We start from the raw sequence: 26,136 nt of genomic DNA, 5'->3' as shown, positions 1-26,136 counted from the left end.
CCATCTGCGGCGGGCCTTTTCGCATACCCGAGCGACCCGGCGCAGCAGAACTCGTATCCTTCCCTCGCAATCGTGAACATCGCAGTATTTGACTGGCATATTCGATTTTCTTCGCCCTAAATTCCGCGGCGGAGGTGGTTCCCATGAACGAACCCAACAAGCAAGCGAAGCCCGCGAAGTCCCACGAGGCGATCGACGTCAGCGACTTCGTGTACGCGGCGACCGGAGCCCGGGTACGACGCCTGACCATGCCGGACGGGGCGCACTGGTTCCCGGCGGTGGATGTGTGCAAGGAACTGGGTTACACCACGCCCAGCAAGGCACTGGCGGATCACGTCCCGGAGACGCATCGAGAGAGTCTCGAGAGCGTGACTGGAAGTCACGCTCTCAGCATTCCCGCAGGTAGGGACTGGCGTCGAGACATGAATCTCATCGATCTCCAGGGCCTGATCATCCTCGTCAACGGCTGCACGAAGCCCGCCTGCGCCCCCTTCAAAGAGTGGGTCGCCGAAGTCATCGCGACAGTCCAGCGAGAGGGTTCTTACACTCTCGAAGAGGCCGAGGTGCAGCCCACCGAGCCGGGCGCGCCCGTCGCGTACGCCATGCCGGAGCAGGTCGCCGAGGCCATCGTCCGGCTGGAGGCGCACAATCTTCAGCTGGACCAGCAGTTGGCGGACGGGCAGCGCGAACTGATCGAGTTGCAGAAGAGCACGCTCGCCGTGCAGCAGGCCATGGTCCGGGCCATGGAACGAATCGCCGACCGGCTCGACGAACTCGTCCTCGAACGTCGTAAGCCGTACGGGCCGCCCCTGGCGCTGCCGACCACCGAGTCCGTACTCGCCGGCTGGCGTCGGCGGTTGTCGGTGACCGAGGACGTGTGGACGGTGGCCGTCGTCATCGCCCCGGTCCTCGTCGAGCGGGGTGAGCTGCGGGAGCCGCTCGAATCGATCGCCGCCCGCACCGGCCTGACGGTGCACCGCGTCAACGAGTGTCTCCGGCTGCTGCGCAAGCACGCCTGCATCCACTCGCGGGGCGGGACGGAGGAAGGGGCGCCGGTCTACGTGCTGAACCAGCTCTGAAAGTGAGTGGGCGGTCGCAAGACGAATTTGCGACCGCCCACTCTCCCAACCTATCCGGGCTCAGCCCCAGGTAATCAACCGCTTCGGCTGTTCCAGGATCGCCGCGATGTCCGCGAGGACCTTGGAGCCCAGTTCGCCGTCGACCAGGCGGTGGTCGAAGGACAGGGCCAGCGTGGTGACCTGGCGGGGCTTGACCTTGCCCTTGTGGACCCAGGGCTGGAGTTTGATCGCGCCGACCGCCAGGATCGCCGCCTCGCCCGGGTTGAGGATCGGCGTCCCCGTGTCGATGCCGAAGACGCCGACATTGGTGATCGTCACCGTGCCGCCCTGCATGGCGCCGGGCGAGGTCTTGCCGTCCCGGGCCGTGGACACGAGCTCGCCGAGGGACTCGGCCAGCTGCGGCAGCGTCTTCGCGTGGGCGTCCTTGATGTTCGGGACGATCAGGCCCCGCGGGGTGGCCGCGGCGATGCCCAGGTTGACGTAGTGCTTGAGCACGATCTCCTGGTTCGCCTCGTCCCAGGACGCGTTGATGTCCGGGTTGCGCCGGATCGCGACCAGCAGGGCCTTGGCGATGAGGAGAAGCGGGTTCACCCGGAGGCCTTGCAGATCCTTGTCCTGCTTCAGCTCCTCCACCAGCTTCATCGTGCGGGTCACGTCCACCGTCACGAACTCCGTGACATGCGGGGCCGTGAACGCCGAACCCACCATCGCCGCCGCCGTCGCCTTGCGGACGCCCTTGATGGGGACCCGGGTCTCGCGCGCACCCTCGTACGACGCCACGGGAACCGCCGGAACGGCAGGAGCCGTCGGCACGGCCGGCGCCTGCTGCGGGGCCGCCGCCGGTACGGCCGCCACCGCCGCGTGGACGTCCTCGCGCGTGATGACGCCGTCCGGGCCCGACGGGGTCACCGTGGCCAGGTCGACGCCCAGGTCCTTCGCCAGCTTGCGCACCGGCGGCTTCGCCAGCGGGCGGGGATGCTCCACGGCGGGGGCCTCGGGGACCACCGCGGCAACCTCGGCAGGGCCGTGGCCGTTCAGCTCCTGCTGGACCGCCGCCGTGGCCGCCGCCTCGGCGACCGTCACCTCCGGGCCCTTGCGCGGGCGGCGCTTCGTGGAGGAGGCCGCGACGCCGTAGCCGACGAGGACCGGCTGGCGGGCCTGCGGCTTCTCCTCCGGCTCCGCGGCCGGCGCGGGCTCCGCCACGGGAGCGGCCGTCCCGCCCGACACGTCCACCGCGATGATCGCCGTGCCCACGTCGACCGTGGTGCCCTCGGCGAAGCGCAGCTCACGCACCACCCCGTCGTAGGGGATGGGCAGTTCGACGGCCGCCTTCGCCGTCTCGACCTCGCACACCACCTGGCCGTCGGTGACCGTGTCGCCCGGCTGGACGTACCACTTGAGGATCTCGGCCTCGGTGAGCCCCTCGCCCACGTCCGGCATCTTGAACTCGCGTACGGACGCTTCCGTCATCGTCGTCACGACCCTCTCCTCAGTACGCCAGGGCACGGTCGACGGCGTCGAGCACCCGGTCCAGGCCCGGAAGGTACTCCTCCTCCAGGCGGGCCGGCGGGTAGGGGGCGTGGTAGCCGCCGACCCGGAGCACCGGGGCCTCCAGGTGGTAGAAGCAGCGCTCGGTGATACGGGCGGCGATCTCCGCGCCCGAGCCGAAGAACACCGGGGCCTCGTGGACCACGACCAGGCGTCGGGTCTTCTCGACCGAGGCCTGGATGGAGTCGAAGTCCAGCGGGGAGACGGACCGCAGGTCGAGGATCTCCAGGGACCTGCCCTCCTCGGCGGCCGCGTCGGCGACCTCCTGGCAGAGCTTCACCATCGGGCCGTAGGCGGCCAGGGTGAGGTCGGTGCCCTCGCGGACCACGCGCGCCTTGTGCAGCGGGCCGGGGATGGCCTCCGTGTTGACCTCGCCCTTGTCCCAGTAGCGCCGCTTGGGCTCGAAGAAGATCACCGGATCGTCGCTCTGGATGGCCTGCTGCATCATCCAGTAGGCGTCCGAGGAGTTGGACGGGGAGACGATCTTCAGGCCCGCCACGTGCGCGAAGAGCGCCTCGGGGGACTCGGAGTGGTGCTCGACCGCGCCGATGCCGCCGCCGTAGGGGATGCGCACGACCACCGGCATCTTGACCTTGCCCAGCGACCGCGCGTGCATCTTCGCCAGCTGGGTGACGATCTGGTCGTACGCCGGGAAGACGAAGCCGTCGAACTGGATCTCCACCACCGGGCGGTAGCCGCGCAGGGCGAGGCCGATCGCGGTGCCGACGATGCCGGACTCGGCGAGGGGGGTGTCGATGACGCGGCTCTCGCCGAAGTCCTTCTGGAGGCCGTCGGTGACCCGGAAGACGCCGCCGAGCTTTCCGACGTCCTCGCCCATGACGAGGACCTTGGGGTCGGCATCCAGCGCGCGGCGCAGCGACTCGTTGATCGCCTTGGCCAGTGCCATCTTCTCCGCTGCCATGATCAGACCCCCTCTACGTCCGCGAACGACGCCTGGTAGGCGGCGAACTGGGCTCGTTCCTCGTCGACGAGCGCGTGCCCGTCCGCGTACACGTGCTCGAACATGGCGAAGTCGTCCGGGTCCGGCATGGCTCGGACCGCTTCGCGCACTCGCCTGCCCAACGCCTCGGACTCGGCCTCGAGTTCCGCGAAGAATCCCTCGTCCGCGTGGTTTGAGGCCTCCAGGTACCGGCGAAGGCGCAGGATCGGGTCCTTGGCCTCCCAGGCCTCGCGCTCCTCGTCGGCCCGGTACTTGGTCGGGTCGTCGGAGGTGGTGTGGGCGCCCATCCGGTAGGTGTACGCCTCGACCAGCGTCGGGCCCTCACCGCTGCGGGCGCGCTCCAGCGCCCACTTGGTGACCGCGAGGCAGGCCAGCACGTCGTTGCCGTCGACACGGACGCCGGGGAAGCCGTAGCCCTGGGCGCGCTGGTAGAGCGGGACGCGGGTCTGCTTCTCGGTCGGCTCGGAGATCGCCCACTGGTTGTTCTGGCAGAAGAACACCACCGGGGCGTTGTAGACCGCGGCGAACGTGAACGATTCGGCGACGTCGCCCTGGCTGGAGGCGCCGTCGCCGAAGTAGGCGATGACCGCCGAGTCCGCGCCGTCCTTGGCGACGCCCATGGCGTAGCCGGTGGCGTGCAGCGTCTGGGAACCGATGACGATCGTGTAGAGGTGGAAGTTGTTGCTGTTGGGGTCCCAGCCGCCGTGGTTGACGCCGCGGAACATGCCCAGCAGGTTGGTCGGGTCGACCCCGCGGCACCAGGCGACGCCGTGCTCGCGGTAGGTCGGGAAGACGTAGTCGTCCTCGTGGGTGGCGCGCCCGGAACCGATCTGGGCGGCCTCCTGGCCGAGCAGGGACGCCCACAGGCCCAGTTCGCCCTGGCGCTGCAGGGCGGTGGCCTCGGCGTCGAAGCGGCGGGTGAGCACCATGTCGCGGTACAGGCCGCGCAGTTCCTCGGGGGTGATCCCGGCGACGTACGCGTCGTACTCGGCGTTCTTGACCCGCTTGCCCTCCGGGGTCAGCAGCTGCACGAGTTCGGGATCGGTGCTCTTCTTCGTGGTGGTGCGATGCGTGGTGGTGCGAGTGGTGCGCTTGGTGCCGGTCTTGCTGCCGGTGGTACCGGCTTTGCCTGCGGCGCTGCGTCGCGGTTGGCTCGCGGCACTGCTGTCCACGGTCACGTGTGCTCCTCCGTCGGTCCGGCCCCCGGGGTTGCCGGGTGAACCAGTGCGGCTCACCTGCTTCCGACACCCGTGGCACGGGGTGGGTGCCACTCGGCCGGGAACAGGCGTGACAGGTGCCCCGGCGAGCGCCCTGCAAGGTGCACGTTACCCAGTGCTCCACATTTCTGTGAAACCCCTTCTGACCTGCGATTTTGCTTGGAAATCCAAGTATTTTTTGCTTGGGTTTCCTAGTAAATCGACACAGGCCGGAAGGTCGCTGGTCAGAGCCTTGCAGGAGGCCGGAGCTACCGCACGTTATCCCGCCACCCCGGGCCACGGGAAGATGCAAGGCTCCACGCCCGCGACACCGGCGCCCCACGGTCAGCCCATCCGCGACGGTGTGTCCTGGGACGATTCCTTCGCACCCGCGTTCGCCCCGGGCCGCCACGTGACCGAAAGCGACCAACCGCGACTGCCTGCGACAATCCCCAGCTCACAGGCCCAGGCGTTGCCCTAGCATCTGCCGCGTGCCGCGCCCATGTGTACCACCCCTCATGCCCCATGCGCCCCCTCTGGGCGCCCTGCTCCGGCTCTACGCCGCCGGTTCCGCGCTCACCTGCGAACCCGTCGAACAGGGCCTGCTCAACCGCGGCTACCGCGTCCGCACCACCCGCGGCCGGTATTTCCTGAAACACCACTTCGACCCCGACACCGCCGACCCGGCCGCCATCGAGCGACGCCATCTGGCCACCCAGCGCCTGGCCGACCTCGGGGTCCCGGTCGCCCCGCCGCTGGCCCACCGTGAGGGCCGTACGGTCGCCGTCGTCGGCGGCCACGCCTATGCGCTGCACCCCTGGATCGACGGCCGGCACCGGCACGGCGGACAGCTCAGGCGCGGGGAGTGTGCGCGGCTCGGTGCGCTCCTGGGCGCCGTGCACGCCTGTCTGGAGCGCGTGATGCCACCCAAAGGGCGTACCCGCCCGGCCACGAGCCCCCATCCCGTCGAGAGCGCCGATCCCGCCGACACCTTCGCGCTCATCGACGATCTGCTCGCCCACGTCAGCCGGCACCGGCCCGCCGACGCCTTCGACGAACTCGCCCGGCACCGGCTGCTCGAACGCCGTGCGCTCCTGGAGCAGCACGCCGGCCGGCGCCCGCCGCGCGGTGCCTCCGTGGGCTGGGTGCACGGCGACTTCCACCCGTTCAACCTGCTCTACAAGGACGACGCGCCCGCCGCGATCGTCGACTGGGACCGGCTGGGCGTGCAGCCCCGCGCGGAGGAGGCCGTCCGCGCCGCGGCGATCTTCTTCGTGCGCCCGGCGGGAGCGCTCGACCTGCCGAAGGTGCGGGCGTACGCGCGCGCGTACCGGCGCGCGGCCGGCGCCACGCCCTCGGAGCTGGCGGCGGCCGTGCACCGCGTGTGGTGGGAACGGCTCAACGACTTCTGGATGCTGCGCTGGCACTACGAGCGCGGGGACACCCGCGCGGACCCTCAGTTCCCGGCCGCCTCGGCGCTGGCCGGGTGGTGGACCGGCGAGTACGACGCGGTCTGCGACGCGTTCGCCGGGTGAGGGCCGTTGCTCAGCCCCGCAGGGGCGTCGGTGTCCTTCAGGGGTTGCCCAGGCCGGCGCCGGAGATCGTGTTGCCCTCGTCCGTGCTGCCGCTGCCGCCGTCCGTGCCCGTCGATTCGGTGGGGTCCGTCTCGGGGGAGCTCTCGGTGTCGGTGGGCTGCGAGGCGCTCGCCGTGTCCGACGGCTCGTCGGTCGGGTCGGTGCTCTCCGTCTGGGACTGGGTGTACGACGGGGTGGGTGACGGCGTGTAACCGGAGTTGCCGTTGTCGCCCGAGCCGCTGGTGTCGGTCTCCGTGTCCGTGACCGTGGCGCTGGCCTCGTCGGAGGGGCTCGCGCTGGGCGTGTGGTCCTTGGTGGTCTGCGAGGCGCTCGGCGACTGCGACGTCCCTGCCTCGCCGCCGTTGCCGCCGCCCCCGTTCAGGGCCAGCGCTACGCCCGCCGCGATGGCGATGACCGCGAAGACGGCCAGGATCCACAGCTTGCCGCGGCCGCTGCCCCGGTTGCCGTGACCCTCGAAGCCGCCGTCGTCACCGCCGCCGTAGCCGGACGGCAGGATCGGCTGCGGGATCTGCGAGGTCCCGTTGGAGTCCATCGGGCTCTGCATCACCGCCGTGCCGGCGAAACCACCCGCCGAGGCGTGCCGGCCGTCGTGCACGGTGACCGGGCCGGTGTTCCAGGTGCCGGTGTGGGCGCCCTGGTCGTACAGCATCTGGAGGCCGTACTGGACCAGGCCGCGCATCTCCTCGGCGGTCTGGAAGCGGTCGTCGGGCTCCTTGGCGAGCGAGCGCATGACCAGTCCGTCCAGCTCCGGCGGGGCGGCGCCCTCGGAGGTCTGGGAGGGCGGCACCGGGATGTCCTGGACATGCTGGTAGACCACCGACAACGGGGTCTCGCCGATGAACGGCGGCCGCAGCGAGAGCAGTTCGTACAGCAGACAGCCGGTGGCGTACAGGTCGGAGCGGTGGTCGACGGCCTTGCCGAGCGCCTGCTCCGGGGAGAGGTACTGGGGCGTGCCCATGACCATGCCGGTCTGCGTCATCGTCGTGGACGCGCCGTGCAGGGCGCGGGCGATGCCGAAGTCCATCACCTTGACGGCACCGGTGTCGGTGATGATCACGTTGGCGGGTTTGATGTCGCGGTGCACGATGCCGTGCTGGTGCGAGTAGGCCAGCGCCTCCAGCACCCCGGACGTGATGATCAGGGCCTGCTCGGGGCCCGGCGCCTCGGCGTTGAGCAGCAGGTCGCGAATGGTGCGGCCCTCGACCAGCTCCATCACGATGTACGGCACGGACTGGCCGCCGACCACGTCCTCGCCGGAGTCGTACACCGCCACGATCGCGTGGTGGTTGAGCCCGGCGACCGACTGTGCCTCGCGCGTGAAACGGGCCTTGGAGACGGGGTCCTCGGCCAGGTCGGCGCGCAGCAGCTTGACGGCCACGGTCCGGCCGAGCCGTACGTCCTCGGCGGCGAACACCTCGGCCATGCCACCACGGCCGAGCCGATGCGTGAGCCGGTAACGGCCGTCGCCGACCAGGCCGCCGTTGCCCCACATCTCCGGCGTGTCTGACATGCCGCCGCCAGTCGCCTCGGGGTCGGACGGGCCCTGGGCGCTGTGCGTCTGTGCCATCGGTCCTCGCCGTCGTTTCTGCCCGCGGTGCGCGCGGTGTTGTCACGGTCTCCGTCGGCCACGCTACAGCCTCCGCGCAACCCCCAGGTCCGGGTTCCGGCCCGTGGACGGACCGGCCATCAAACCCGTACCACGCGCTGTCGTGCAAATTCTGTGTACCGGACGTACGGCAGCTGTAACGCTTCCGCGGCTCTTCTTTCGCGTACGGTCACGGATCGGGCACCGCGCTTGACGTGTCGGTGCCCTCCGGCAGACTGGGCCGGGAATGAGACATTCGATCAACAAGGGTGCCTGAGCGCCCGACGGGGGACGGGGCAAATGAGCCAGGACGGCGCACACAGCCGTTACGTGGGGCGGGCTCTGGCCGGCGGCCGCTACCAACTGCGCGACCTGCTCGGCGCGGGCGGTATGGCCTCCGTGCACCTGGCGTACGACACGATCCTGGACCGGCAGGTCGCGATCAAGACCCTGCACACCGAACTCGGCCGGGAACAGGCCTTCCGCGAGCGCTTCCGCCGCGAGGCCCAGGCAGTGGCCAAGCTCACGCACACCAACATCGTCTCCGTCTTCGACACCGGTGAGGAAGAACTCGACGGCTCGACCATGCCGTACATCGTCATGGAGTACGTCGAGGGCCGTCCGCTGGGCTCGGTGCTCGACGCGGACGTGACGCAGTGCGGCGCGATGCCCGCGGACAAGGCGCTGAAGATCACCGCCGATGTGCTGGCCGCGCTGGAGATCAGCCACGAGATGGGGCTGGTGCACCGCGACATCAAGCCCGGCAACGTGATGATGACCAAGCGCGGCGTCGTCAAGGTGATGGACTTCGGCATCGCCCGTGCCATGCAGTCCGGGGTCACCTCGATGACCCAGACCGGCATGGTCGTCGGCACCCCGCAGTACCTCTCCCCGGAGCAGGCCCTCGGCCGGGGCGTGGACGCCCGCTCCGACCTCTACTCGGTCGGCATCATGCTGTTCCAGCTGGTCACCGGCCGGCTGCCGTTCGACGCGGACTCGCCGCTGGCGATCGCCTACGCGCATGTCCAGGAGGAGCCGGTGGCTCCCTCCTCGGTCAACCGTGCCCTTCCCCCGGCCGTGGACGCGCTGGTCGCCCGCGCCCTGAAGAAGAACCCGAACGAGCGCTTCCCGACCGCCGAGTCCATGCGCGACGAGTGCCTGCGGGTGGCCGCCTCGCTCCAGCCGGCCGCGCCCAGCATCGTGCCGGGCATCCCGCCCACGCAGAGCGGTTCCGGGGTCGGCTCCGCGGTGTTCCCGCCGGTCGACCAGGCGACGCCGGCGCCTCCCGGGCCGGTGCGGACGCCGTACCAGCCGATGCCGAACCCGAACCCGAACCCGCATCCGTACGGCGCCCCGGTCCCGGGTCCCGCTCCCGCTCCCGCTCCGGCGTACGGCTATCCGCAGCAGGCGGGTTACCAGACGCCTGCCGGGTACGCCCAGCCGGCGCCGTCGACCCCGCCGCCGTACACCATCAGCCCCCAGTCGCCGTCCTCCGGTGGTGGGGGCAGGGGCAACCGGCCGGTGGTCATCGGGTCGATCGCGGTCTCGCTGGTCGCGGTGATCGGTCTGATCTTCGCGCTGGCGCTGAACAACGGCGGCGGCAGCGAGGACGACAACGGCGGAAGCGGCGGCACCGCGAGCGCCGGGGCCTCGCACGCGTCGGGCTACCGCGGGCCGGACACCGCGAAGACCATCGAGAAGACCGAGTGCACCGAGCCGCAGGAGTCGTACGACGACGCCGACAAGATCCAGGTCCCGGACTTCAAGTTCAAGTACGTCAAGTCGGTCAAGGAGTGCTTCCAGGCCGCCGGCTGGCGGATGAAGATCATCTCCGTGGACGAGAACACGTACGGTGACGGCACGGTCATGGAGCAGTTCCCGTCCTCCGGCACGGACGTCGACCCCGAGGACATGCCGACCATCGAGCTCAAGGTGTCGACGGGCAACCCGGCCACCGGCTGAGGCGCGGCACAGCAGTCGCAGTAGTGAGGGCCCGGCGGTGTCGCCGGGCCCTTCGCCGTGTCGGGAGTCTGCGCCGAGTCTGCTCGGGTGTCCTAGAGGTACGGTCCGCCGGAACGGCCGGCCGCCGGTCCGAGTTCCTCGCCCTCGTGGCCGACACCCGGCGGCAGTGCCCGCCGCATCTGCTCCAGCTGGGCTCGCGCGGCCATCTGCTGGGCGAACAGGGTGGTCTGGATCCCGTGGAAGAGACCCTCCAGCCAGCCGACCAACTGGGCCTGCGCGATCCGCAGTTCCGCGTCGGTCGGGGTCACGTCGTCGGTGAAGGGCAGGGAGAGCCGCTCCAGCTCCTCCACCAGCTCCGGCGCCAGGCCGTCCTCCAGCTCCTTGACGGAGCTGGCGTGGATCTCCTTGAGCCGGACCCGGCTGGCCTCGTCGAGGGGAGCCGCCCGCACCTCCTCCAGGAGCTGCTTGATCATGCTGCCGATCCGCATGACCTTGGCGGGCTGTTCCACCATCTCCGTCACCGGGATCTCGCGGGAGTCCTCGTCCCCGTTGCCGCCACCGAGCGCCATGCCGTCCTGGCCCACGACCAGGATCTGCGGGTTCTCGGGCGACCGTTCGTTCCTCGGCATCTCCATGCCGTCATTCTCTCGCACCCGTGCACCTCATCACCGTGGTGCCCCCCGTTGGAGCCGATCCGCCTCGCCGAGCCGCTCCCCGACGGGCGTAGACCCATCGGCCGAACCAGAAATGCCGGCCTTGTCGGTGCATGTGAATCTGGTGATCGTCGGCTCTGACGACTGTGTTCCAGGAGGTCACCGACGTGACTCCAAGGCCGCGATCCACCCTCGGCGGCGTACGGCTCGCGCTCGTCCGCCTGCTGCTCGTCCTCGCGACGGTCCTGCTGCCGTACGACACGGCCGTCGCGTACGACCCCGAGCCCGTGTCCTCGGACTCCGCCGGCGCCTCGGCCTCCCCCGAGCCGTCCCGGGCCGGAACCCTGGCCGGTGAGGGCCGGCTGCGGCCGGGACGGCCCCAGGGCCCGGAGGCGGCCGTCCAGGGGCAGGACGAGGACGAGCCCGGCGAGGACGAGCCCGGTGAGGACGAGCCCGGTGAGGAGACCGACGGCGCGAGCCCGGCCGCCACCTCGGCAGAGCCGCCCCGGGAGGCCGGAGTGGCGCCCACCCCATCCCCGTCACGTTCCGCCCACCAGGCCGTTGCCCACAGCGAGGAGGATGCCTCCGAGCCTGTGCTGCACATCCTGCCGCTGGGCAGCGGCCTGGTCCTGATCGGCCTCGGGCTCGCCCTCGCCTTCGTCGCCCTGCGGGTGCGGCGGAGCTAGTGCTGCGACCGGCCCAGGGAGCGCCGGTCTAAGGGGCCACGAGGAGGACCTTGCCGATGTGCCCGCTGGCCTCCACCAGCCGCTGGGCCTCGGCCGCCTCGGCCATCGGCAGCTCCCGGTCTACGACCGGCCGGACATGCCCGCCCGTGATCAACGGCCACACATGCTCCCGCACGGCCGCGACGATGGCCGCCTTCTCGGTGAGCGGACGGGCGCGCAGCGAGGTCGCGCTGATCGCGGCCCGCTTGCCGAGCAGCGCGCCGATGTTCAGCTCGCCCTTCACCCCGCCTTGCATACCGATGATCGCGAGCCGCCCGTTGACCGCGAGGGCCCGTACGTTCCGGTCCAGGTAGCTGGCGCCCATGTTGTCGAGGATGACGTCGGCCCCGGCGCCGTCGGTGGCCTGCCGCACCTCGGCGACGAAGTCCTGGTCGCGGTAGTTGACGAGGATGTCCGCGCCCAGCTCGGCGCAGAAGTCCAGCTTCTCCTTGGTGCCCGCGGTGACCGCGACCTTGGCGCCGACCGACTTGCCCAGCTGGATCGCCATGGTGCCGATGCCGCTGGAGCCCCCGTGCACGAGCAGCGTCTCGCCGGGACGCAGGTGGGAGATCATGAAGACGTTCGACCAGACCGTGCAGGCCACCTCGGGCAGCGCGGCCGCCTGCTTCAGGTCCACGCCCTCCGGTACCGGCAGCAGCTGCCCGGCCGGGACGGCGACCTTCTGCGCATAGCCGCCGCCTGCGAGCAGTGCGCACACCTCGTCGCCGACCGACCAGCCGGAGACACCGGGGCCGAGCTCGACGATCCGGCCGGAGCACTCCAGACCGGGAAAGGCGGAGGCGCCGGGCGGTGGGTTGTAGTTGCCCTGCCGTTGCAGGATGTCGGCACGGTTGACGGCGCTGGCCACCACCTCGACCAGCACCTCGCCCTCCCCGGGCACGGGATCGGGGACCTCGTCCCACACCAGCGCCTCGGGCCCACCAGGTTCGGGAATCGTGATCGCATACATACGGCCGACGCTACCGTTCCTAATCAGTGAGCAGGAGTGAGTGTTGTACCCATACCTGTGCACTGCGGACGCCCCGAACGGTTTTGGGTGTCCTGGTCGCCCGCGTACTCTCCGCGTCCGGCGGCACGGATCGTGTCCGTGGTCCGGGAACGCGGGGGCGGGGTCCCTCGCGTCCAAGGGTCTCCGGTCCGGCCTGGACGGTCCGATGCCCGTGTACATCGCTCTGGTGTGCACGGGGCGGTGCCGTCCGTCGCCGGATCGGGTGCCCTTGGGCGCGTCGCCCGATCGCGATGCTCGCGGCATCGTGACGGGTGGTCTTGTGCGTCTTCGAGTCCAGGGGGCGCTGCCAGTGCTGGGCGCCCCACTTTGAGGTGTAGGCCGGGTCCACGGCGATAACCGCGATTCCGGTGGCGTCGGCCATGGAGGTGAGCCGGGCACGGAGCCTGCCGGTGGGCATGCCGGAGACGAGCTGCCTAAAGCGCTTCTTGCGCCCGTGCTTCTCCCTGGTCTTCTCGGCCTGGAAGTCGAGGTCTTCCACGGCGATCACTTTGACGCCGCAGGTCTTGGCCCAGTTCAGCAGCCGGGACAGGGCGTGCCGGACCTGGGCATCGCGATGATCCCGGCTGCCGGACAGGTCGTAGAGGAAACGACGTGGACGGCCGATCGGGTTGCCATGGGGATCAAGGCGCCATGCGGCCAGATGGTCGGCGTTGGTGTCAACGCCGATGACGCCGTGCGCGAGTGCGGTCTGTATCGGGATGGTCGGGGTGACCGGGATGGTCCAGGAGGCGTCCACATACCAGCGCCCGCGCCCCGTGTCGTAGTGGATGCGGTAGGCCACCGCGCGGTTCGCTTCCACGCGGTCGGCCCACTCGGTGCCCCGGTGCCCGAGCCGCATCGCGCCGGCGAGGACGTACCGGCCGTGCTTGGCGTTGGCCAGGCCGGACAGCGGCACGGGCAGCTTGATGCTGAGCTCGCCGTCCGGAGTAACGCGGATCGTCTCGTTGCCGTACCGCTTACCCGATTCCCCGTCAGCAGACAGGAACCAGCGCGCCGTCTCCCACCGCTGACGCCACTGCGCCTCGCTGAGCTGGGCGGCGTCGAGGTGGTGGCGGGTGCCCAGCAGGCGTCTGCCGCCGCGTGCCACACGGACGCGTCCGGCCTCGCGGTCCGCGCGAACCTGTGCAAGCCGGTCTTCGAGTACACGCAGGCGGCGTGTCTTGTGGAACCATTCGTGCGCCGACCGGTAGCCGCCGGGCGAGCGCCTGGTTCCCTGCTCGCCGACCGGCAGGGAAAGGCGGTGCCGAAGCGTCCTGATGCCCGCTTCGAGGCACTGGACGTGCGCCGACTGCCCGCGCCGGGCGAGTGCCCACTGATCATGCGTGGCCTTCGTGATGCTGCCCGCCCACCTGGACGACGCCTCGGATGTCAGGTCCCGCTTCCGGTCCGCCCACGTCTCGGCGGAATGCTCCAGGCCGTCAGCGCAACGCGCTTTGAGATCCTTCGAGGCCAGCGAGCCCAGGTGCGTACCCACCAGGCGCAGCACCTTCTCATCCTCGGGCGTCAGGTCCTTGAGCCGGGTACGGATCGTCACACCACAAGGGCCGGGGGCGACGAACGGCACTGCCACCTCGAGCAGCCCGCCCATTCCCCTCACCCCCGCCCGATGCCGTAAATCCCTCACCGCAGCCAACGAACCTCCCCCGGAAAGGTCACGCATTCGATAAAGGAACTCATGTTCCGCCGGATCCCCGCGCCGAAGCCGCAATGCTCACTCATCCGCTCTCAAACGCACCCAAGCACTGTCAACCGGCAGCAGCTCCCAACCCCCCGACCGGCCGCGCACCCGGTCAGGCCCGGGACAGCGGGCGTATGTCCCGGTCAGGCCCGGGGCACCGACCGTACGGCGGGTCAGGCCCGGGGCAGCGGCCGTATGTCCGGGGCGATCTGGGTGCCCGGCGAGGCCCGCACGATCGTGATCAGCCGGTCCGTCAGCTGGATGGTGCCGACGGCCGGGTCGTCGTAGCCGAGCACCCGGTGTCCGCGCAGGACGCTCACCACCAGGTCGGCCGTCTCACGCGGGGTCTTGCCGACCTCGGCCTTGATCGCCGGGCGCTCCACCAGGTCCAGGCCGGTGCCCTGCTGGATCAGGTCCTCCATGACCATGCCGGCGGCCGGACTGAGCACGGACAGCCCCAGCAGCCGCCCGGCGGCGCTGGCGCTGGTGATGACGGCGTCGGCACCGGACTGCTTGAGCAGCGGGGAGTTCTCCTCCTCACGGACCGCGGCCACGATCTTCGCGCCCTTGTTGAGCTGCCGGGCGGTCAGGGTCACCAGCACGGCCGTGTCGTCCCGCTGGGTCGCGATGATGATCTGCCGGGCTCGCTGCACCTCGGCCCGCTTCAGCACCTCGCTGCGGGTCCCGTCCCCGGACACCCCGGCGTACCCGTCGGCGGTGGCCGCGTCGATCGCCTTGGCGCTGGGGTCGACCACGACCACCTGCTCCTTCTTCAGCCCGGTCGCACAGACGGTCTGGATCGCCGACCGCCCCTTCGTCCCGAAGCCGACGACGACGGTGTGATCCCGCAAGGCGGACCTCCAGCGGTTCTGGCGCCATTCCTCCCGGGTGCGTGCGGTGAGGACTTCGAGCGTGGTGCCGACCAGGATGATCAGGAACAGCACGCGCAGCGGCGTGATGACGAAGATGTTGGTGAGCCGGGCGGCGTCACTGACCGGGGTGATGTCGCCGTATCCGGTGGTGGAGAGGGTGACGGTCGCGTAGTAGAAGGCGTCGAGGAGGTCGACGCTGCCGTCCGAGGTGTCGTTGTAGCCGCCGCGGTCGGCGTAGACGATGAACGCGGTGGCGACCAACAGCAGCAGGGCCAGTGACAGCCGTTTGCTGACCTGGCGGATCGGGCGCTCCACCACTTTCGTCGGGAGTTTCACCCGTTGGGTCACCAGATGTTCGTCCGCCTGGCGGGCGATGGCGTCATGGCCCGGAAGTTTCACGTGAAACACACCTCGATCCCCGCGGCCGCCCACGGCAGGTCAAGGAGCTCCGTCTCCTCACCCCGCTGTGCCCCGCCCGGCGGTACGACCGCGAGGGCGTCGGCGGCGGCGATGCCGCGGAGCATCGCCGGGCCGTTGTAGTGCAGCGGGACGGCCGCGTCACCCCGCAGGACGACCGGGACGAGCCGGGTGTCGTACGGGTGCCCGTGCACCGCTTCCGCCAGGGGAAGCGCGTATGGCTCGGGTGCCGGGTGGGCGGCGAGGGTGCGCAGCAGGGGTTCGGCGAGGGTGAGCAGGCCGGAGACGGCGGCGAGGGGGTTGCCGGGGAGGCCGACGAGGTGCTGGTTCTGCTGGGTGCGGGCCAGCAGCATGGGGTGGCCGGGGCGGACCTTGACACCGTCGACGAGGAGTTCGGCGCCGATGCGTTCCAAGGTGGAGTGGACATGGTCGACCGGGCCGGAGGCGGTGCCGCCCGTGGTGATGACGAGGTCGGCACCGGACGAGGTGATCGCCTTGTACAGGGCCTTGGCGTCGTCACCGAGCCGGCGTACGGCGGTCACCTCGGCGCCGAGCGCGCGCAGCCAGGGCGGCAGCATCGGGCCGAGCGCGTCCCGGATGCGTCCTTCGCTCGGGAGCCCCTCGGTGAGCAACTCGTCCCCCAGGATCAGGACTTCGGCCCGGGGACGGGGGACGACCGGCACGGTGTCGTACCCGGCGGCCGCGGCGAGGCCGAGGACGGCCGGGGTGACCAGGGTGCCGACGGACAGCAACTGGTCGCCGCTGCGGCACTCCTGGCCGCGTGGGCGGATGTCCTGGCCGTGCACGACCTCACGGGTGGGGTGCAGCCTGCCCTGGGTGTCGGTACGGCCGTGTTCGCTGCGCAGCACCGCGGTGGTGTCCGCCGGGATCCGGGCGCCGGTGGCGATCCGCACCGCTTCGCCGTCGGTGAGCGGCTCGGGCTGCGCGTGCCCGGCCAGCACGCCCTCCTCGCGCACGTCCCAGGGGCCGGGGCCCGCCACCGCCCAGCCGTCCATCGCGGAGGTGTCGAAGGAGGGCAGGTCGGTCAGCGCGTCCAGCGGGCTGGCCAGGGCCAGCCCGAGGGCGTCGGCCAGCGACACGGAGACGGGGGCCCGGCGGGCGCCGGAGCGGGCGGCACGGGCGGCGATCTCGCGGGCCTGCGGCCAGGGGGTGGCGCGGTGCCGGTGCGCCGAGCGACCGCCGTGGGCGTGCTCGCCCGGGGCGGCGGGCGGGGGCGTCTGGCCACCGTTGGCGCCCTCTGCGAACTCCCGGGGATCCCGGGACTCCCTGGGCTCTCTCACGAGGGCGAGTGCCTCCTCGACGTCGAGATCGTCGTCGGTGTCCCCGGCGGACGCGCCGACGCGGGTGCCTGGGGCGGTCACCGGCCGGGCCCGGGCTTCCCGGAGGCCGACTGCTCGGCAGCCTTCGCCTCTTCCTCCCAGCGCAGGGCCAGCGCGACGGCCTTGCGGGCCGCCTCGGCGACCGCCTCGGGGCCGCCGCTGCCCTGTGCGGCCGCGTAGCCGACCAGGAACGTGGTCAGCGGGGCGGCCGGGCGGGCGACGCCGTGCGCGGCGTCCCTGGCCAGGTCGAGAAGGACGCCGGTGTCGACGTCCAGGTCGATGCCCAGCTCGTCCTTGACTGCGGAGATCCATTCATCCAACACGTGCCCATGCTCCCTGATGCGTGCCCTGGCGTCGGCGATGTCGTCCCAGGTGTCGCAGTCGAAGGACGCGACGGGGTCGGGGACGCGGGTGAGGTCGAGTGCGGCGGTCAGGCGCCGCAGGGGAAGTCCGGTGAGACCGGGGCCCTCGCCTTCTTCGGCGAGGGCGGACAGGACACGGCGGAGCGGTGCGGTGCGGTACGCCGCCACCAGGGGCTGCTCCCGGCCGTCGGCGTCGGTGAGCAGGGCGGCGTCGGCGCCGCTGGTGTGCAGGGCCGCCAACAGCCGCTCCATCGTCGCCTCTTCGAGGAACGGGAGGTCCCCGGAGAGTACGACCACACGGTCGGCGGTGGTGTGGCGCAGGCCGGCGTCGAGGGCGGCGACCGGGCCGCCGCCCGGGGGATCCTCGCGGGTCCAGCGGACCGGGCGCGAGGTGGGGCGGGGGGCCGCCACGACGACGGTGTCCCGGGCGCCGGCACAGGCCGTGAGCACACGGTCGAGCAAGGGACGGCCGCCCACCCGGACGGAGGGTTTGTCGGCTCCGCCGAGGCGTCTCGCTGCGCCGCCGGCCAACACGATCGCGTCGTAGGCCGGCGGCTCGGTGTCGGTCACCTTTCGAGTATGGGGGGAGGGCGGATCACTGGGAACCGATTGGGGCGGCTGTGCTGTGCAGGGAGTGGTCGCGGGATGCACACCTGACGGAGCGCCGGCGCTGCAGAGCTAGTGCTGCGACCGGAAAGGTTCACCGGCTCGCGACGCCCGGCACGGCACCTCGCCGCGAGCTTCCCGGCAAACCTTTCCGGTCACAGCACTAAAGCGTCCTCAGGAGAACCGCCGGCTGTTCCACGCAGTCCGCCACGTACCTCAGGAAGCCGCCCGCCGTGCCGCCGTCGCAGACCCGGTGGTCGAAGGTGAGGGACAGCTGGACGACCTGCCGGACCGCCAGCTCGCTCTCGTGCACCCACGGCTTCGGGACGATACGGCCCACGCCCAGCATCGCCGCCTCGGGATGGTTGATGATCGGCGTGGAGCCGTCGACGCCGAAGACGCCGTAGTTGTTCAACGTGAAGGTGCCGCCGGTGAGTTCGCCCGGGGTGAGCCTGCCGGCGTGGGCCGCCTCGGTCAGCCGGGCGAACTCCGCCGTCAGGGCTTCGGCGTCGCGAGTGTGGGCGTCCCGGACGACGGGGACCACCAGGCCCCGGTCGGTCTGGGCGGCGAAGCCCAGATGAACGTGGTCGAGTCGGACGATCTCGCGGGCCTCGACGTCGACGTAGGAGTTCAGCTCGGGGTAACGGGCCAGGGCGGCCGTGCTGATCCGGGCGAGGAGCGCGAGCAGGGAGATCTTCGGGCCGGCCGCCGCGTTCATCGCGGTCCGGACGCGCATCAACTCGGTCGCGTCCGCGTCCACCCAGCAGGTCGCGTCCGGGATCTCCCGGCGGCTGCGGGACAGCTTGTCGGCGACCGCGCCCCGGATGCCCTTGAGAGGCGTACGGGTGCCGGTCCGGGCGTTCGCCGGGGCGGCCGGGGCATCCAGCGGGCCGGCCGGGGTCTTGGTGGCGGCGCGGGCCGCGCTGACCCGCAGGGCGTCCTCGACGTCGGCGCGCAGGATCAGGCCGTCGGGACCCGAGCCGGACAGCCGGCGCAGGTCCAGGCCGTTGTCCCGGGCGAGCCGGCGGACCAGGGGGGAGATCACCGGGACAGGGCCCTCGGCGAGCGGGGGCGAGGCGGGCACGCGCGCGTGGACCGCCGTTTCGACGGCGGCGGCCCTGCCGGCCGTGCCGTTGGCCTGCTCCGGTGCGGTTCGACGGGCCCGGCGGCGGCGCGCCGGGGGTGCCCCGGTGCCGTAGCCCACCAGGACGTTGCCGGAGCCCTCCGCCTCGGGGACCGGGGTGGCCCCGCCGACGGCGACCGTCAGCAGCGGGGCGCCGACGGGCAGTTCGGCGCCCTCCTCGCCGAAGCGGGCGGTGACCACACCGCCGTAGGGGCAGGGGACCTCGACCATCGCCTTGGCCGTCTCGACCTCGACGACCGGCTGGTCGATCGCGACGACCTCGCCGACCTGGACCAGCCAGTTGACGATCACCGCCTCGGTCAGCCCCTCCCCGAGGTCGGGCAGTTTGAACTCCAGCACCTGTGCCATCAGCCCTCGGCCTCCCACTGCAGACGCGCCACCGCGTCCAGGATGCGGTCGACGCCGGGCAGGTGGTGGCGCTCCAGCATCGGCGGCGGGTAGGGGATGTCGAACCCGGCCACGCGCAGCACCGGCGCCTCCAGGTGGTGGAAGCAGCGCTCCGTGACCCGGGCCGCGATCTCCCCTCCCGGTCCGCCGAACCCGCCCGACTCGTGTACGACGACCGCCCGCCCGGTGCGCCGTACCGAGGCGCAGACCGTCCCGTCGTCGAACGGCACCAGGGAGCGCAGGTCGACGACTTCGAGGTCCCAGCCCTCCGCGTGGGCGGCCTCGGCGGCTTCGAGGCAGACCGGTACGGACGGGCCGTAGGTGATGAGCGTGGCGCTGCGCCCGGTTCGGCGCACCACCGCGCGGCCGATGGGTTCAACGTCCGTCGGGTGCTCGGGGTTCCAGGTGTCCTTGGACCAGTACAGGCGCTTGGGTTCGAGGAAGACGACCGGGTCGTCGGAGGCGATGGCGGCGCGCAGCAGGCCGTAGGCGTCGGCGACCGTGGCCGGGGTGACGACGTGCAGGCCCGGGGTGGCCATGTAGTAGGCCTCGGAGGAGTCGCTGTGGTGCTCGACGCCGCCGATGCCGCCGCCGTAGGGGATGCGGACGGTGATCGGGAGGGGCATCCGGCCGCGGGTGCGGTTGCGCATCCGGGAGACATGGCTGATCAGCTGCTCGAACCCGGGGTAGGCGAAGGCGTCGAACTGCATCTCGACGACCGGGCGCAGCCCGTACATGGCCATGCCGACGGCGGTGCCGAGGATGCCGGCCTCGGCGAGCGGGGTGTCGGTGCACCGGTCCTCGCCGAACTCCTTGGCGAGGCCGTCGGTGACCCGGAAGACGCCGCCGAGGGCGCCGACGTCCTCGCCCATGACGTGCACGGCGGGATCGGCGGCCATCGCGTCGCGCAGCGCACGCGTGAGGGCCTGCGCCATGGTGGCGGGCTTGACGGCGACGGTCGTCATCAGTGGCCGCCTTCCCCGTCGGCCTTCTCGGCCTCCAGCTCGGCCCGCAGCAGGGCGCGCTGCTCGCGCAGCTGGGTGGTGGTCTCGGCGTACACCTGGTCGAAGAGGGCCATGGGGTCGAGCTCCGGGTCGCGGTTCATGCGCTCACGCAGGTCGGCGGCCATGGTCTCGGCGCCTTCGTGCGCGTGCCGTGCGAAGTCCTCGTCGAGCAGGCCGCGCTTGGTCAGCTCGCGCTCCAGCAGCAGGATCGGGTCGTGAGCGCGCCAGGCGTCCACCTCGGCGTCGCCGCGGTAGCGGGTGGCGTCGTCGGCGTTGGTGTGGGCGTCGATGCGGTAGGTCACCGCCTCGACCAGGGTGGGGCCGCCGCCCTCGCGCGCGTGCCGCACGGCGTCGGCGAGGACCTGGTGCACGGCGGCCGCGTCGTTGCCGTCGACCAGGCGGCCCGGCATGCCGTATCCGACGGCCTTGTGGGCCAGGGAGGGGGCGGCGGTCTGCTTGGCGAGCGGGACGGAGATGGCGAAGCCGTTGTTCTGGACCAGGAAGACGACCGGGGCCTGCCAGACGGCGGCGAAGTTCAGCGCCTCATGGAAGTCGCCCTCACTGGTGCCGCCGTCGCCGACCATGGCGAGCGCGACCACGTCGTCGCCCTTGAGACGGGCCGCGTGGGCGAGGCCGACGGCGTGCGGGAGCTGGGTGGCGAGCGGGGTGGAGAGGGGGGCCACGCGGTGGGCGTAGGGGTCGTAGCCGGTGTGCCAGTCGCCGCGCAGCAGGGTGAGCGCCTCCACGGGGTCCACGCCCCGGGCGACGACCGCGAGGGTGTCTCGGTAGCTCGGGAAGAGCCAGTCGCGCTCCTCCAGGGCCAGCGCGGCGGCGACCTCGCAGGCCTCCTGGCCGGTGCTGGACGGGTAGACGGCGAGGCGGCCCTGTTTGGTGAGGGCGGTGGCCTGTGTGTTGTACCGGCGGCCGTGCACCAGCCGGGTGTAGAGCCGGCGCAGCAGCTCCGGGTCGGCCTTGGCGGCTGCCTCGGTCCCGAGGACGCGGTACGGCCGCTCGTCGGGCAGCAGGGGCGCGGGGTCCGTCCGGGGTTGCCAGGCGGGCGGCGGCGACGGGCGGTAGGCGCCTCGCTGCTCCAGGACCGTCATGACGGCACCTCCTCGTGGGGGTGGCTACGGGAGACGGGTCGGCTGTGCCCCTCTCACCTACCGATTGTTCGGTCGTCAGCACATTTTGGCTACAGGCGGCTCCAGGCTGTGGACAAACGGTTCTCCACAACCTGGAATGAACGCATTACGTCCATCCTAGGAAGGCCGGGGGACATGCCACCTGAACAAATGGCCGAGGGCCCGCAGGACCGCGCCGCGCTGCCGCCCGCGCGCCCGCTGGACGCCATTGATCAGGACATCCTGCAGATCCTCCAGGCGGACGGCCGGGCCTCGATTCGGTCGGTCGCCGAACGTGTCCATGTCTCGCGCGCCAACGCCTACGCGCGTATCAACCGTCTGATCGAGGACGGGGTGATACGCGGTTTCGGCACCCGGGTGGACCATGAGCGGGCCGGGCACGGCACCTCCGCCTACATCACTCTGAAGATCGTCCAGAACACCTGGCGCACGGTGCGCGAGGAGTTGCGGCAGCTGCCCGGCGCCGACCACATCGCCCTGGTGGGCGGCGACTTCGACGTCCTGCTCCTGGTGCACACGCCCGACAACAGGGCGCTGCGCGAGCTGGTGCTGACCCGGCTCCAGGCGATCCCGGAGGTGCTCAGCACCCGCACGCTGCTGGTCTTCGAGGAGGAGGACCTTGGGCCGGGCGGCTGAGGCCGGGACGGCCGGCGTCAGGCCGCGCGGAGCCCCGAGAACACCAGGCGCGCCACCGCGTCGGAGACCTCGCGCTCGGTCGCGCCGCGCCCGTCCGGGCGGTACCACTCCACGATCGAGTTGACCATGCCGAAGACCAGCCGGGTCGCGAGACGCACCTCGATGTCACCGCGTACGTCCCCGTCGGCCGCGGCCGCCTTCAGCAGGTCGGCCACCCGGTGGTCGAAGTCCCGGCGCCGCTCCAGCGCCCACCGCTCGGTGCCGGTGTTGCCCCGCACCCGCAGCAGCAGCGTCACGTACGGCAGTTCGGTGATCAGCACCTCGACCATGCGCCGCACGACGTGCTCCAGGCGGTCGACGGCACGCCCCACGCGCGCGTGCTCCTCGTCGAGGATCCCGAACAGGCCGTCCAGGGCACGGCTGACGGCCCGGCGCAGCAGCTCCTCCTTGCCGGAGACGTGGTGGTAGAACGACGACTTGGAGATGCCGGCCGCTTTGGAGAGATGCTCCATGGAGGTGCCGTCGTAGCCGCGCTCGTTGAAGACCTGGACGGCCACCGAGAGCAGGGTCTCGAGGGTGTAGGTGTCGCGCTTGGCCGTGGTCATGAGGCGCCCTCCCGCTTCTCGGTGGCGTACGCGTGGCGGTAGAGCGCGAGGGAGGGCGCGTAGCGGCCGCTCGGGTCGCGCAGGTGCAGGTCGTCGAGGAGGTCGTAGGCGAAGTCGCGGCCGAGGCGGCGGCCCCACTCGAAGGGGCCGAGCGGGTAGTTGACGCCCAGGCGCATCGCGGTGTCGATGTCCTCCTCGGTGGCGACGCCCTTGGCGACGGCGTCGTGCGCGAGGTCGACGATCCGGGCGACCGTACGGGCGACGATCATGCCGGGGACGTCGCCGATGACGCTGACCTGCTTGCCGAGCGCCTGGAAGAGACCGATGGCCTCGCCGAGCGTCTGCGGCAGGGTGTCGTGTCCGGCGGACAGGGCGATGCGGGTGGCGCGGCGGTAGTCGAGCGCCAGGTCGAAGTAGACGACGTCGCGGAACTCCACCGAGGTCTGGCCGTCGGCGAGGACCAGCTGGCCGCCGCTGGGCAGTACCAGGCGGGTGCCGTGGTCCTCGTCCTCCTCGCGGACCTGGATGCCCGCCTCGCGGATCATTGCGACCAGCTCGGCCGCCGGGCCCAGGTTGCCCTCGGCGACGACGTAGGGGGGCCGGTCGGCCGGCTCGGCGGTGTGCGGCTCGGGGCGCTCGGCGTCATCGGCGTAGTCGTACCAGCCGTGCCCGGTCTTGCGGCCGAGGTGGCCGGACTCGACGAGCCGGCGCTGGGCCAGCGAGGGCGTGAAGCGGACGTCCTGGAAGAAGGCCTGCCACACGGAGTGCGTGACGGACTCGTTGACGTCCTGGCCGATCAGGTCGGTCAGTTCGAAGGCGCCCATCCGGAAGCCGCCGCTCTCGCGCAGCACCGCGTCGATGGTGGCCGGGTCGGCGGCCTGCGCCTCGTAGACGGCGAACGCCTCCGCGTAGAAGGGCCGCGCGATGCGGTTGACGATGAAGCCGGGGGTGTCCGCGCAGGCGACCGGCGTCTTGCCCCAGGCGCGGGCCGTCTCGTACGCACGCGTGGCCGACGTGACGTCGGTGGCGAACCCGGAGACGACCTCGACCAGTGGCAGCAGCGGTGCCGGGTTGAAGAAGTGCAGGCCCACCAGGCGGCCGGCGCTGCGCAGGGAGCCGCCGATGGCGGTCACCGACAGGGAGGAGGTGTTGGTGGCCAGCAGACAGTCGCCGTCGACGACGTCCTCCAGAGCCCGGAACAGCTCCTGCTTGGCCTCCAGCCGCTCCTGGACGGCCTCCACGACCAGGGCGCAGTCCGCGAACTCGGTGAGGTCCTCGGCGGGCAGCAGCCGGGCGCGGGCCGCGTCCCGGTCGGCGGCCGTCATCCGGTCCTTCTCGACCAGCCGGTCGAGACGGGTCCCGATCGCCGCGGCAGCGTCCCCGGCCCGCCCGGGGACGGCGTCGTAGAGCCGTACGGGATGGCCCGCGACGAGTGCGACCTGGGCGATGCCCTGGCCCATGGTGCCGGCGCCGGCGACCCCCACGGGGCCGCTGAGGTCGAGTGCTGTCATGTGCGCGATCCTCCCGCACGGGGTTTTCCACAGATGCGGCAGGCCCCCTTGTCCCAACCGATCGTTCGGTTACTCTAACTCTGTCCGGCCGTTTCCGCCCAGGTCATGAGCTCGAAGGGGAGCTCATCAGACGAGGAGTTGGTCCCGCATGACCGCCGAACTCACCGTGCACGAGTTGATCGCCAAGCACCGGCCCACGCTTGACCAGGCGCTGGAGGCGATCCGCACGCGCGCGTACTGGTCCCCCCACCCCGAGCACCCCAAGGCCTACGGAGAGCACGGCAGCCTGGACGCGGCGGCCGGCAAGGCCGCCTTCGACGCCCTTCTCGGCGGCCGCATCGACCTCGGCCAGCCCGGCACCGACGACTGGCTGGGCGGCGAGACCTCCCCCTACGGCATCGAACTGGGCGTGACCTACCCACACGCCGACATCGACACACTGCTGCCCGCCATGAAGGCCGGCCGGCGCGCATGGCGCGACGCCGGCGCGGAGGCGCGCGCGGTGGTGTGCGTGGAGATCCTCAAGCGGATCAGCGACCGGACGCACGAGTTCGCCCACGCGGTCATGCACACCAGCGGCCAGGCGTTCATGATGGCGTTCCAGGCGGGCGGCCCGCACGCCCAGGACCGCGGCCTGGAGGCGGTGGCCTACGCGTACGCGGAACAGGTCCGCACCCCCGACACGGCCGAGTGGTCCAAGCCCCAGGGCAAGCGCGACCCGCTCACCCTGACGAAGACGTTCAAGCCGGTCCCGCGCGGGATCGCACTGGTCATCGGCTGCAACACGTTCCCGACGTGGAACGGCTACCCGGGTCTGTTCGCCTCCCTGGCCACGGGCAACGCGGTACTGGTGAAGCCGCACCCGCGCGCGGTGCTGCCGCTCGCCCTGACCGTGCAGGTCGCCCGGCAGGTGCTCGCCGAAGCCGGCTTCGACCCGAACCTGGTGGCACTGACGGCGGAACGCCCCGGCGAGGGCATCGCGAAGACACTCGCCACCCGCCCGGAGATCAAGATCATCGACTACACGGGCTCGACCGCCTTCGGCGACTGGCTGGAGGCCAACGCCCGGCAGGCGCAGGTCTACACGGAAAAGGCCGGCGTCAACACGGTGCTGGTGGAGTCCACCGACAACTACAAGGGGATGCTCTCCAACCTGGCGTTCTCGCTCTCCCTCTACAGCGGCCAGATGTGCACGACCCCGCAGAACCTGCTGATCCCCCGCGACGGCATCCGCACCGACGAAGGTTCCAAGACGTACGACGAGGTGGTCGCCGACCTCGCCCGCGCGGTAGACGGTCTGCTCGGCGACGACGCCCGCGCGAACGCGCTGCTCGGCGCGATCGTCAACCCCGACGTCAAGGCCCGCCTGGAGGCCGCCGCCGGACTCGGTGAGGTCGCCCTGGCCTCCCGGGAGATCGCCAACCCGGAGTTCCCGGACGCGGTCGTCCGCACGCCGGTGATCGTGAAGCTGGACGGGGCCAAGCCTGACGACGAGGCCGCGTACATGAGCGAGTGCTTCGGGCCGGTGTCCTTCGCGGTCGCCGTCGACTCGGCCGCCGACGCGGTGGAACTACTGCGGCGGACGGTCCGGGAGAAGGGCGCGATGACCGTCGGCGCGTACACCGTCGACACGGACGTGGAAGGCGCCGTGGAGGAGGTCTGCCTGGAGGAGGCGGCCCAGCTGTCGCTGAACCTGGTCGGCGGGGTGTACGTCAACCAGACGGCCGCGTTCTCCGACTTCCACGGCTCGGGCGGCAACCCCGCGGCGAGCGCCGCGCTGTGCGACGGGGCGTTCGTGGCGAACAGGTTCCGGGTGATCGAGGTGCGCAGGGAGGCATAGCCGACGCGGCTTCGGCCGCCGCGGTCCGACGCGGCTTCGGCCGCCGCGGCTTCGGCCGCCGCGGCATATCCGACGCGGCTTCGGCCGCCGACGATCACCACTCGACGCAGCTTTCCGGTGGGGATCACTCGGCGGCGGTCTCCGAGCGAGGCTTCTTGTCCGCCGCAACGGCGCCCCGCCACGACGGCGTTGACCGGCGGTGCCGAGCCGGGCAGTACCCGCCGTTGTGGCGGACGGTCGTTCGGCAAGTGCGGCACC

At 71.5% G+C, this 26,136-nt stretch carries 21 protein-coding genes; 6 read left to right on the top strand and 15 right to left on the bottom strand.

Annotation, left to right across the window (positions count from 1 at the left end; genetic code table 11):
* Positions 1–143 precede the first annotated feature (143 nt).
* Positions 144–1,079, top strand: a complete 936-nt coding sequence (locus AB0N16_RS17815; protein ID WP_365797615.1) for a BRO family protein — start codon at positions 144–146, stop codon at positions 1,077–1,079.
* Positions 1,080–1,139: 60 nt separating this feature from the next.
* On the opposite strand, the gene AB0N16_RS17810 is transcribed toward AB0N16_RS17815, so the two are convergent.
* From AB0N16_RS17810 to pdhA (AB0N16_RS17800), 3 genes are read right to left on the bottom strand one after another with little or no spacing between them, the layout of a single operon-like run.
* On the bottom strand, positions 1,140–2,558 hold the full coding sequence (locus AB0N16_RS17810) for a dihydrolipoamide acetyltransferase family protein (RefSeq protein WP_365797613.1): 1,419 nt from the start codon (positions 2,556–2,558) through the stop codon (positions 1,140–1,142).
* A gap of 10 nt (positions 2,559–2,568) precedes the next feature.
* A complete protein-coding gene (locus tag AB0N16_RS17805; protein ID WP_362558982.1) occupies positions 2,569–3,549 on the bottom strand; it encodes an alpha-ketoacid dehydrogenase subunit beta in 981 nt (326 codons plus the stop codon).
* A gap of 2 nt (positions 3,550–3,551) precedes the next feature.
* Positions 3,552–4,766, bottom strand: coding sequence for a pyruvate dehydrogenase (acetyl-transferring) E1 component subunit alpha (pdhA, locus tag AB0N16_RS17800; RefSeq protein WP_365797611.1), 1,215 nt, complete (start codon positions 4,764–4,766; stop codon positions 3,552–3,554).
* Positions 4,767–5,302: 536 nt separating this feature from the next.
* Here pdhA (AB0N16_RS17800) and AB0N16_RS17795 point away from each other — a divergent pair.
* Positions 5,303–6,319 (top strand): phosphotransferase, encoded by a 1,017-nt coding sequence (locus AB0N16_RS17795; protein WP_365797609.1) that lies wholly within the window; start codon positions 5,303–5,305, stop codon positions 6,317–6,319.
* 37 nt (positions 6,320–6,356) lie between these two features.
* Here AB0N16_RS17795 and AB0N16_RS17790 read toward each other — a convergent pair whose 3' ends face one another.
* On the bottom strand, positions 6,357–7,946 hold the full coding sequence (locus AB0N16_RS17790) for a protein kinase (protein ID WP_365797607.1): 1,590 nt from the start codon (positions 7,944–7,946) through the stop codon (positions 6,357–6,359).
* Between the two features lie 318 nt (positions 7,947–8,264).
* On the opposite strand from AB0N16_RS17790, the gene AB0N16_RS17785 reads away from it, so the two are divergent.
* The gene (locus AB0N16_RS17785; RefSeq protein ID WP_365797605.1) at positions 8,265–9,926 is read left to right on the top strand and encodes a protein kinase; all 1,662 of its coding nucleotides are present in this window, start codon (positions 8,265–8,267) and stop codon (positions 9,924–9,926) included.
* A 92-nt stretch (positions 9,927–10,018) separates the two neighbouring features.
* Here AB0N16_RS17785 and AB0N16_RS17780 read toward each other — a convergent pair whose 3' ends face one another.
* On the bottom strand, positions 10,019–10,561 hold the full coding sequence (locus AB0N16_RS17780; RefSeq protein ID WP_365797895.1) for a bacterial proteasome activator family protein: 543 nt from the start codon (positions 10,559–10,561) through the stop codon (positions 10,019–10,021).
* A 185-nt stretch (positions 10,562–10,746) separates the two neighbouring features.
* On the opposite strand from AB0N16_RS17780, the gene AB0N16_RS17775 reads away from it, so the two are divergent.
* On the top strand, positions 10,747–11,265 hold the full coding sequence (locus AB0N16_RS17775) for a hypothetical protein (protein ID WP_365797604.1): 519 nt from the start codon (positions 10,747–10,749) through the stop codon (positions 11,263–11,265).
* Between the two features lie 28 nt (positions 11,266–11,293).
* Here AB0N16_RS17775 and AB0N16_RS17770 read toward each other — a convergent pair whose 3' ends face one another.
* The 8 genes from AB0N16_RS17770 to pdhA (AB0N16_RS17735) all read right to left on the bottom strand — a co-directional run bounded on the left by AB0N16_RS17770 (position 11,294) and on the right by pdhA (AB0N16_RS17735) (position 21,247).
* Complete coding sequence (locus AB0N16_RS17770) at positions 11,294–12,274, bottom strand: NAD(P)H-quinone oxidoreductase (RefSeq protein WP_365797602.1); 981 nt, start codon at positions 12,272–12,274, stop codon at positions 11,294–11,296.
* Between the two features lie 19 nt (positions 12,275–12,293).
* Complete coding sequence (locus tag AB0N16_RS17765) at positions 12,294–13,922, bottom strand: IS200/IS605 family accessory protein TnpB-related protein (protein WP_365797600.1); 1,629 nt, start codon at positions 13,920–13,922, stop codon at positions 12,294–12,296.
* 263 nt (positions 13,923–14,185) lie between these two features.
* Positions 14,186–15,283 carry a potassium channel family protein gene (locus tag AB0N16_RS17760; RefSeq protein ID WP_365797598.1) on the bottom strand — a complete coding sequence of 366 codons (1,098 nt, stop codon included), beginning with the start codon at positions 15,281–15,283 and terminating at the stop codon, positions 14,186–14,188.
* Positions 15,280–16,683: a molybdopterin molybdotransferase MoeA gene (locus AB0N16_RS17755; RefSeq protein ID WP_365797596.1), complete on the bottom strand. Its 1,404-nt coding sequence runs from the start codon at positions 16,681–16,683 to the stop codon at positions 15,280–15,282. The genes AB0N16_RS17760 and AB0N16_RS17755 overlap by 4 nt, the downstream gene beginning before the upstream one ends.
* The gene (locus AB0N16_RS17750) at positions 16,680–17,573 is read right to left on the bottom strand and encodes an NTP transferase domain-containing protein (RefSeq protein WP_365797594.1); all 894 of its coding nucleotides are present in this window, start codon (positions 17,571–17,573) and stop codon (positions 16,680–16,682) included. The genes AB0N16_RS17755 and AB0N16_RS17750 overlap by 4 nt, the downstream gene beginning before the upstream one ends.
* 199 nt (positions 17,574–17,772) lie before the next feature.
* Positions 17,773–19,101, bottom strand: coding sequence for a dihydrolipoamide acetyltransferase family protein (locus AB0N16_RS17745; protein WP_365797592.1), 1,329 nt, complete (start codon positions 19,099–19,101; stop codon positions 17,773–17,775).
* Positions 19,101–20,105 carry an alpha-ketoacid dehydrogenase subunit beta gene (locus AB0N16_RS17740; protein WP_365797590.1) on the bottom strand — a complete coding sequence of 335 codons (1,005 nt, stop codon included), beginning with the start codon at positions 20,103–20,105 and terminating at the stop codon, positions 19,101–19,103. The genes AB0N16_RS17745 and AB0N16_RS17740 overlap by 1 nt, the downstream gene beginning before the upstream one ends.
* Entirely contained in the window at positions 20,105–21,247 is a 1,143-nt protein-coding gene (gene pdhA, locus AB0N16_RS17735) for a pyruvate dehydrogenase (acetyl-transferring) E1 component subunit alpha (protein ID WP_365797588.1), read from the bottom strand. The genes AB0N16_RS17740 and pdhA (AB0N16_RS17735) overlap by 1 nt, the downstream gene beginning before the upstream one ends.
* A 189-nt stretch (positions 21,248–21,436) precedes the next feature.
* Here pdhA (AB0N16_RS17735) and AB0N16_RS17730 point away from each other — a divergent pair, with 189 nt between their 5' ends.
* On the top strand, positions 21,437–21,922 hold the full coding sequence (locus tag AB0N16_RS17730; protein WP_365797893.1) for an Lrp/AsnC family transcriptional regulator: 486 nt from the start codon (positions 21,437–21,439) through the stop codon (positions 21,920–21,922).
* A gap of 17 nt (positions 21,923–21,939) precedes the next feature.
* Here the strand turns inward: AB0N16_RS17730 and AB0N16_RS17725 are convergent, their stop codons facing one another.
* Complete coding sequence (locus tag AB0N16_RS17725) at positions 21,940–22,527, bottom strand: TetR/AcrR family transcriptional regulator (RefSeq protein ID WP_365797586.1); 588 nt, start codon at positions 22,525–22,527, stop codon at positions 21,940–21,942.
* Positions 22,524–24,038 carry a 3-hydroxyacyl-CoA dehydrogenase gene (locus AB0N16_RS17720; protein ID WP_365797585.1) on the bottom strand — a complete coding sequence of 505 codons (1,515 nt, stop codon included), beginning with the start codon at positions 24,036–24,038 and terminating at the stop codon, positions 22,524–22,526. Before AB0N16_RS17720 ends, AB0N16_RS17725 begins: the two co-directional genes overlap by 4 nt.
* A gap of 148 nt (positions 24,039–24,186) precedes the next feature.
* On the opposite strand from AB0N16_RS17720, the gene paaN reads away from it, so the two are divergent.
* The gene (gene paaN, locus AB0N16_RS17715) at positions 24,187–25,878 is read left to right on the top strand and encodes a phenylacetic acid degradation protein PaaN (RefSeq protein ID WP_365797583.1); all 1,692 of its coding nucleotides are present in this window, start codon (positions 24,187–24,189) and stop codon (positions 25,876–25,878) included.
* The last annotated feature ends 258 nt before the right edge of the window (positions 25,879–26,136 follow it).

The sequence above is a fragment of the Streptomyces sp. NPDC051105 genome (genome assembly GCF_040682795.1).
In the GTDB taxonomy this organism is placed as follows: Bacteria; Actinomycetota; Actinomycetes; order Streptomycetales; family Streptomycetaceae; genus Streptomyces.
The sequence above is the reverse complement of the archived record's forward strand: the minus strand, read 5'-3'. Positions and strand labels throughout refer to the sequence as shown.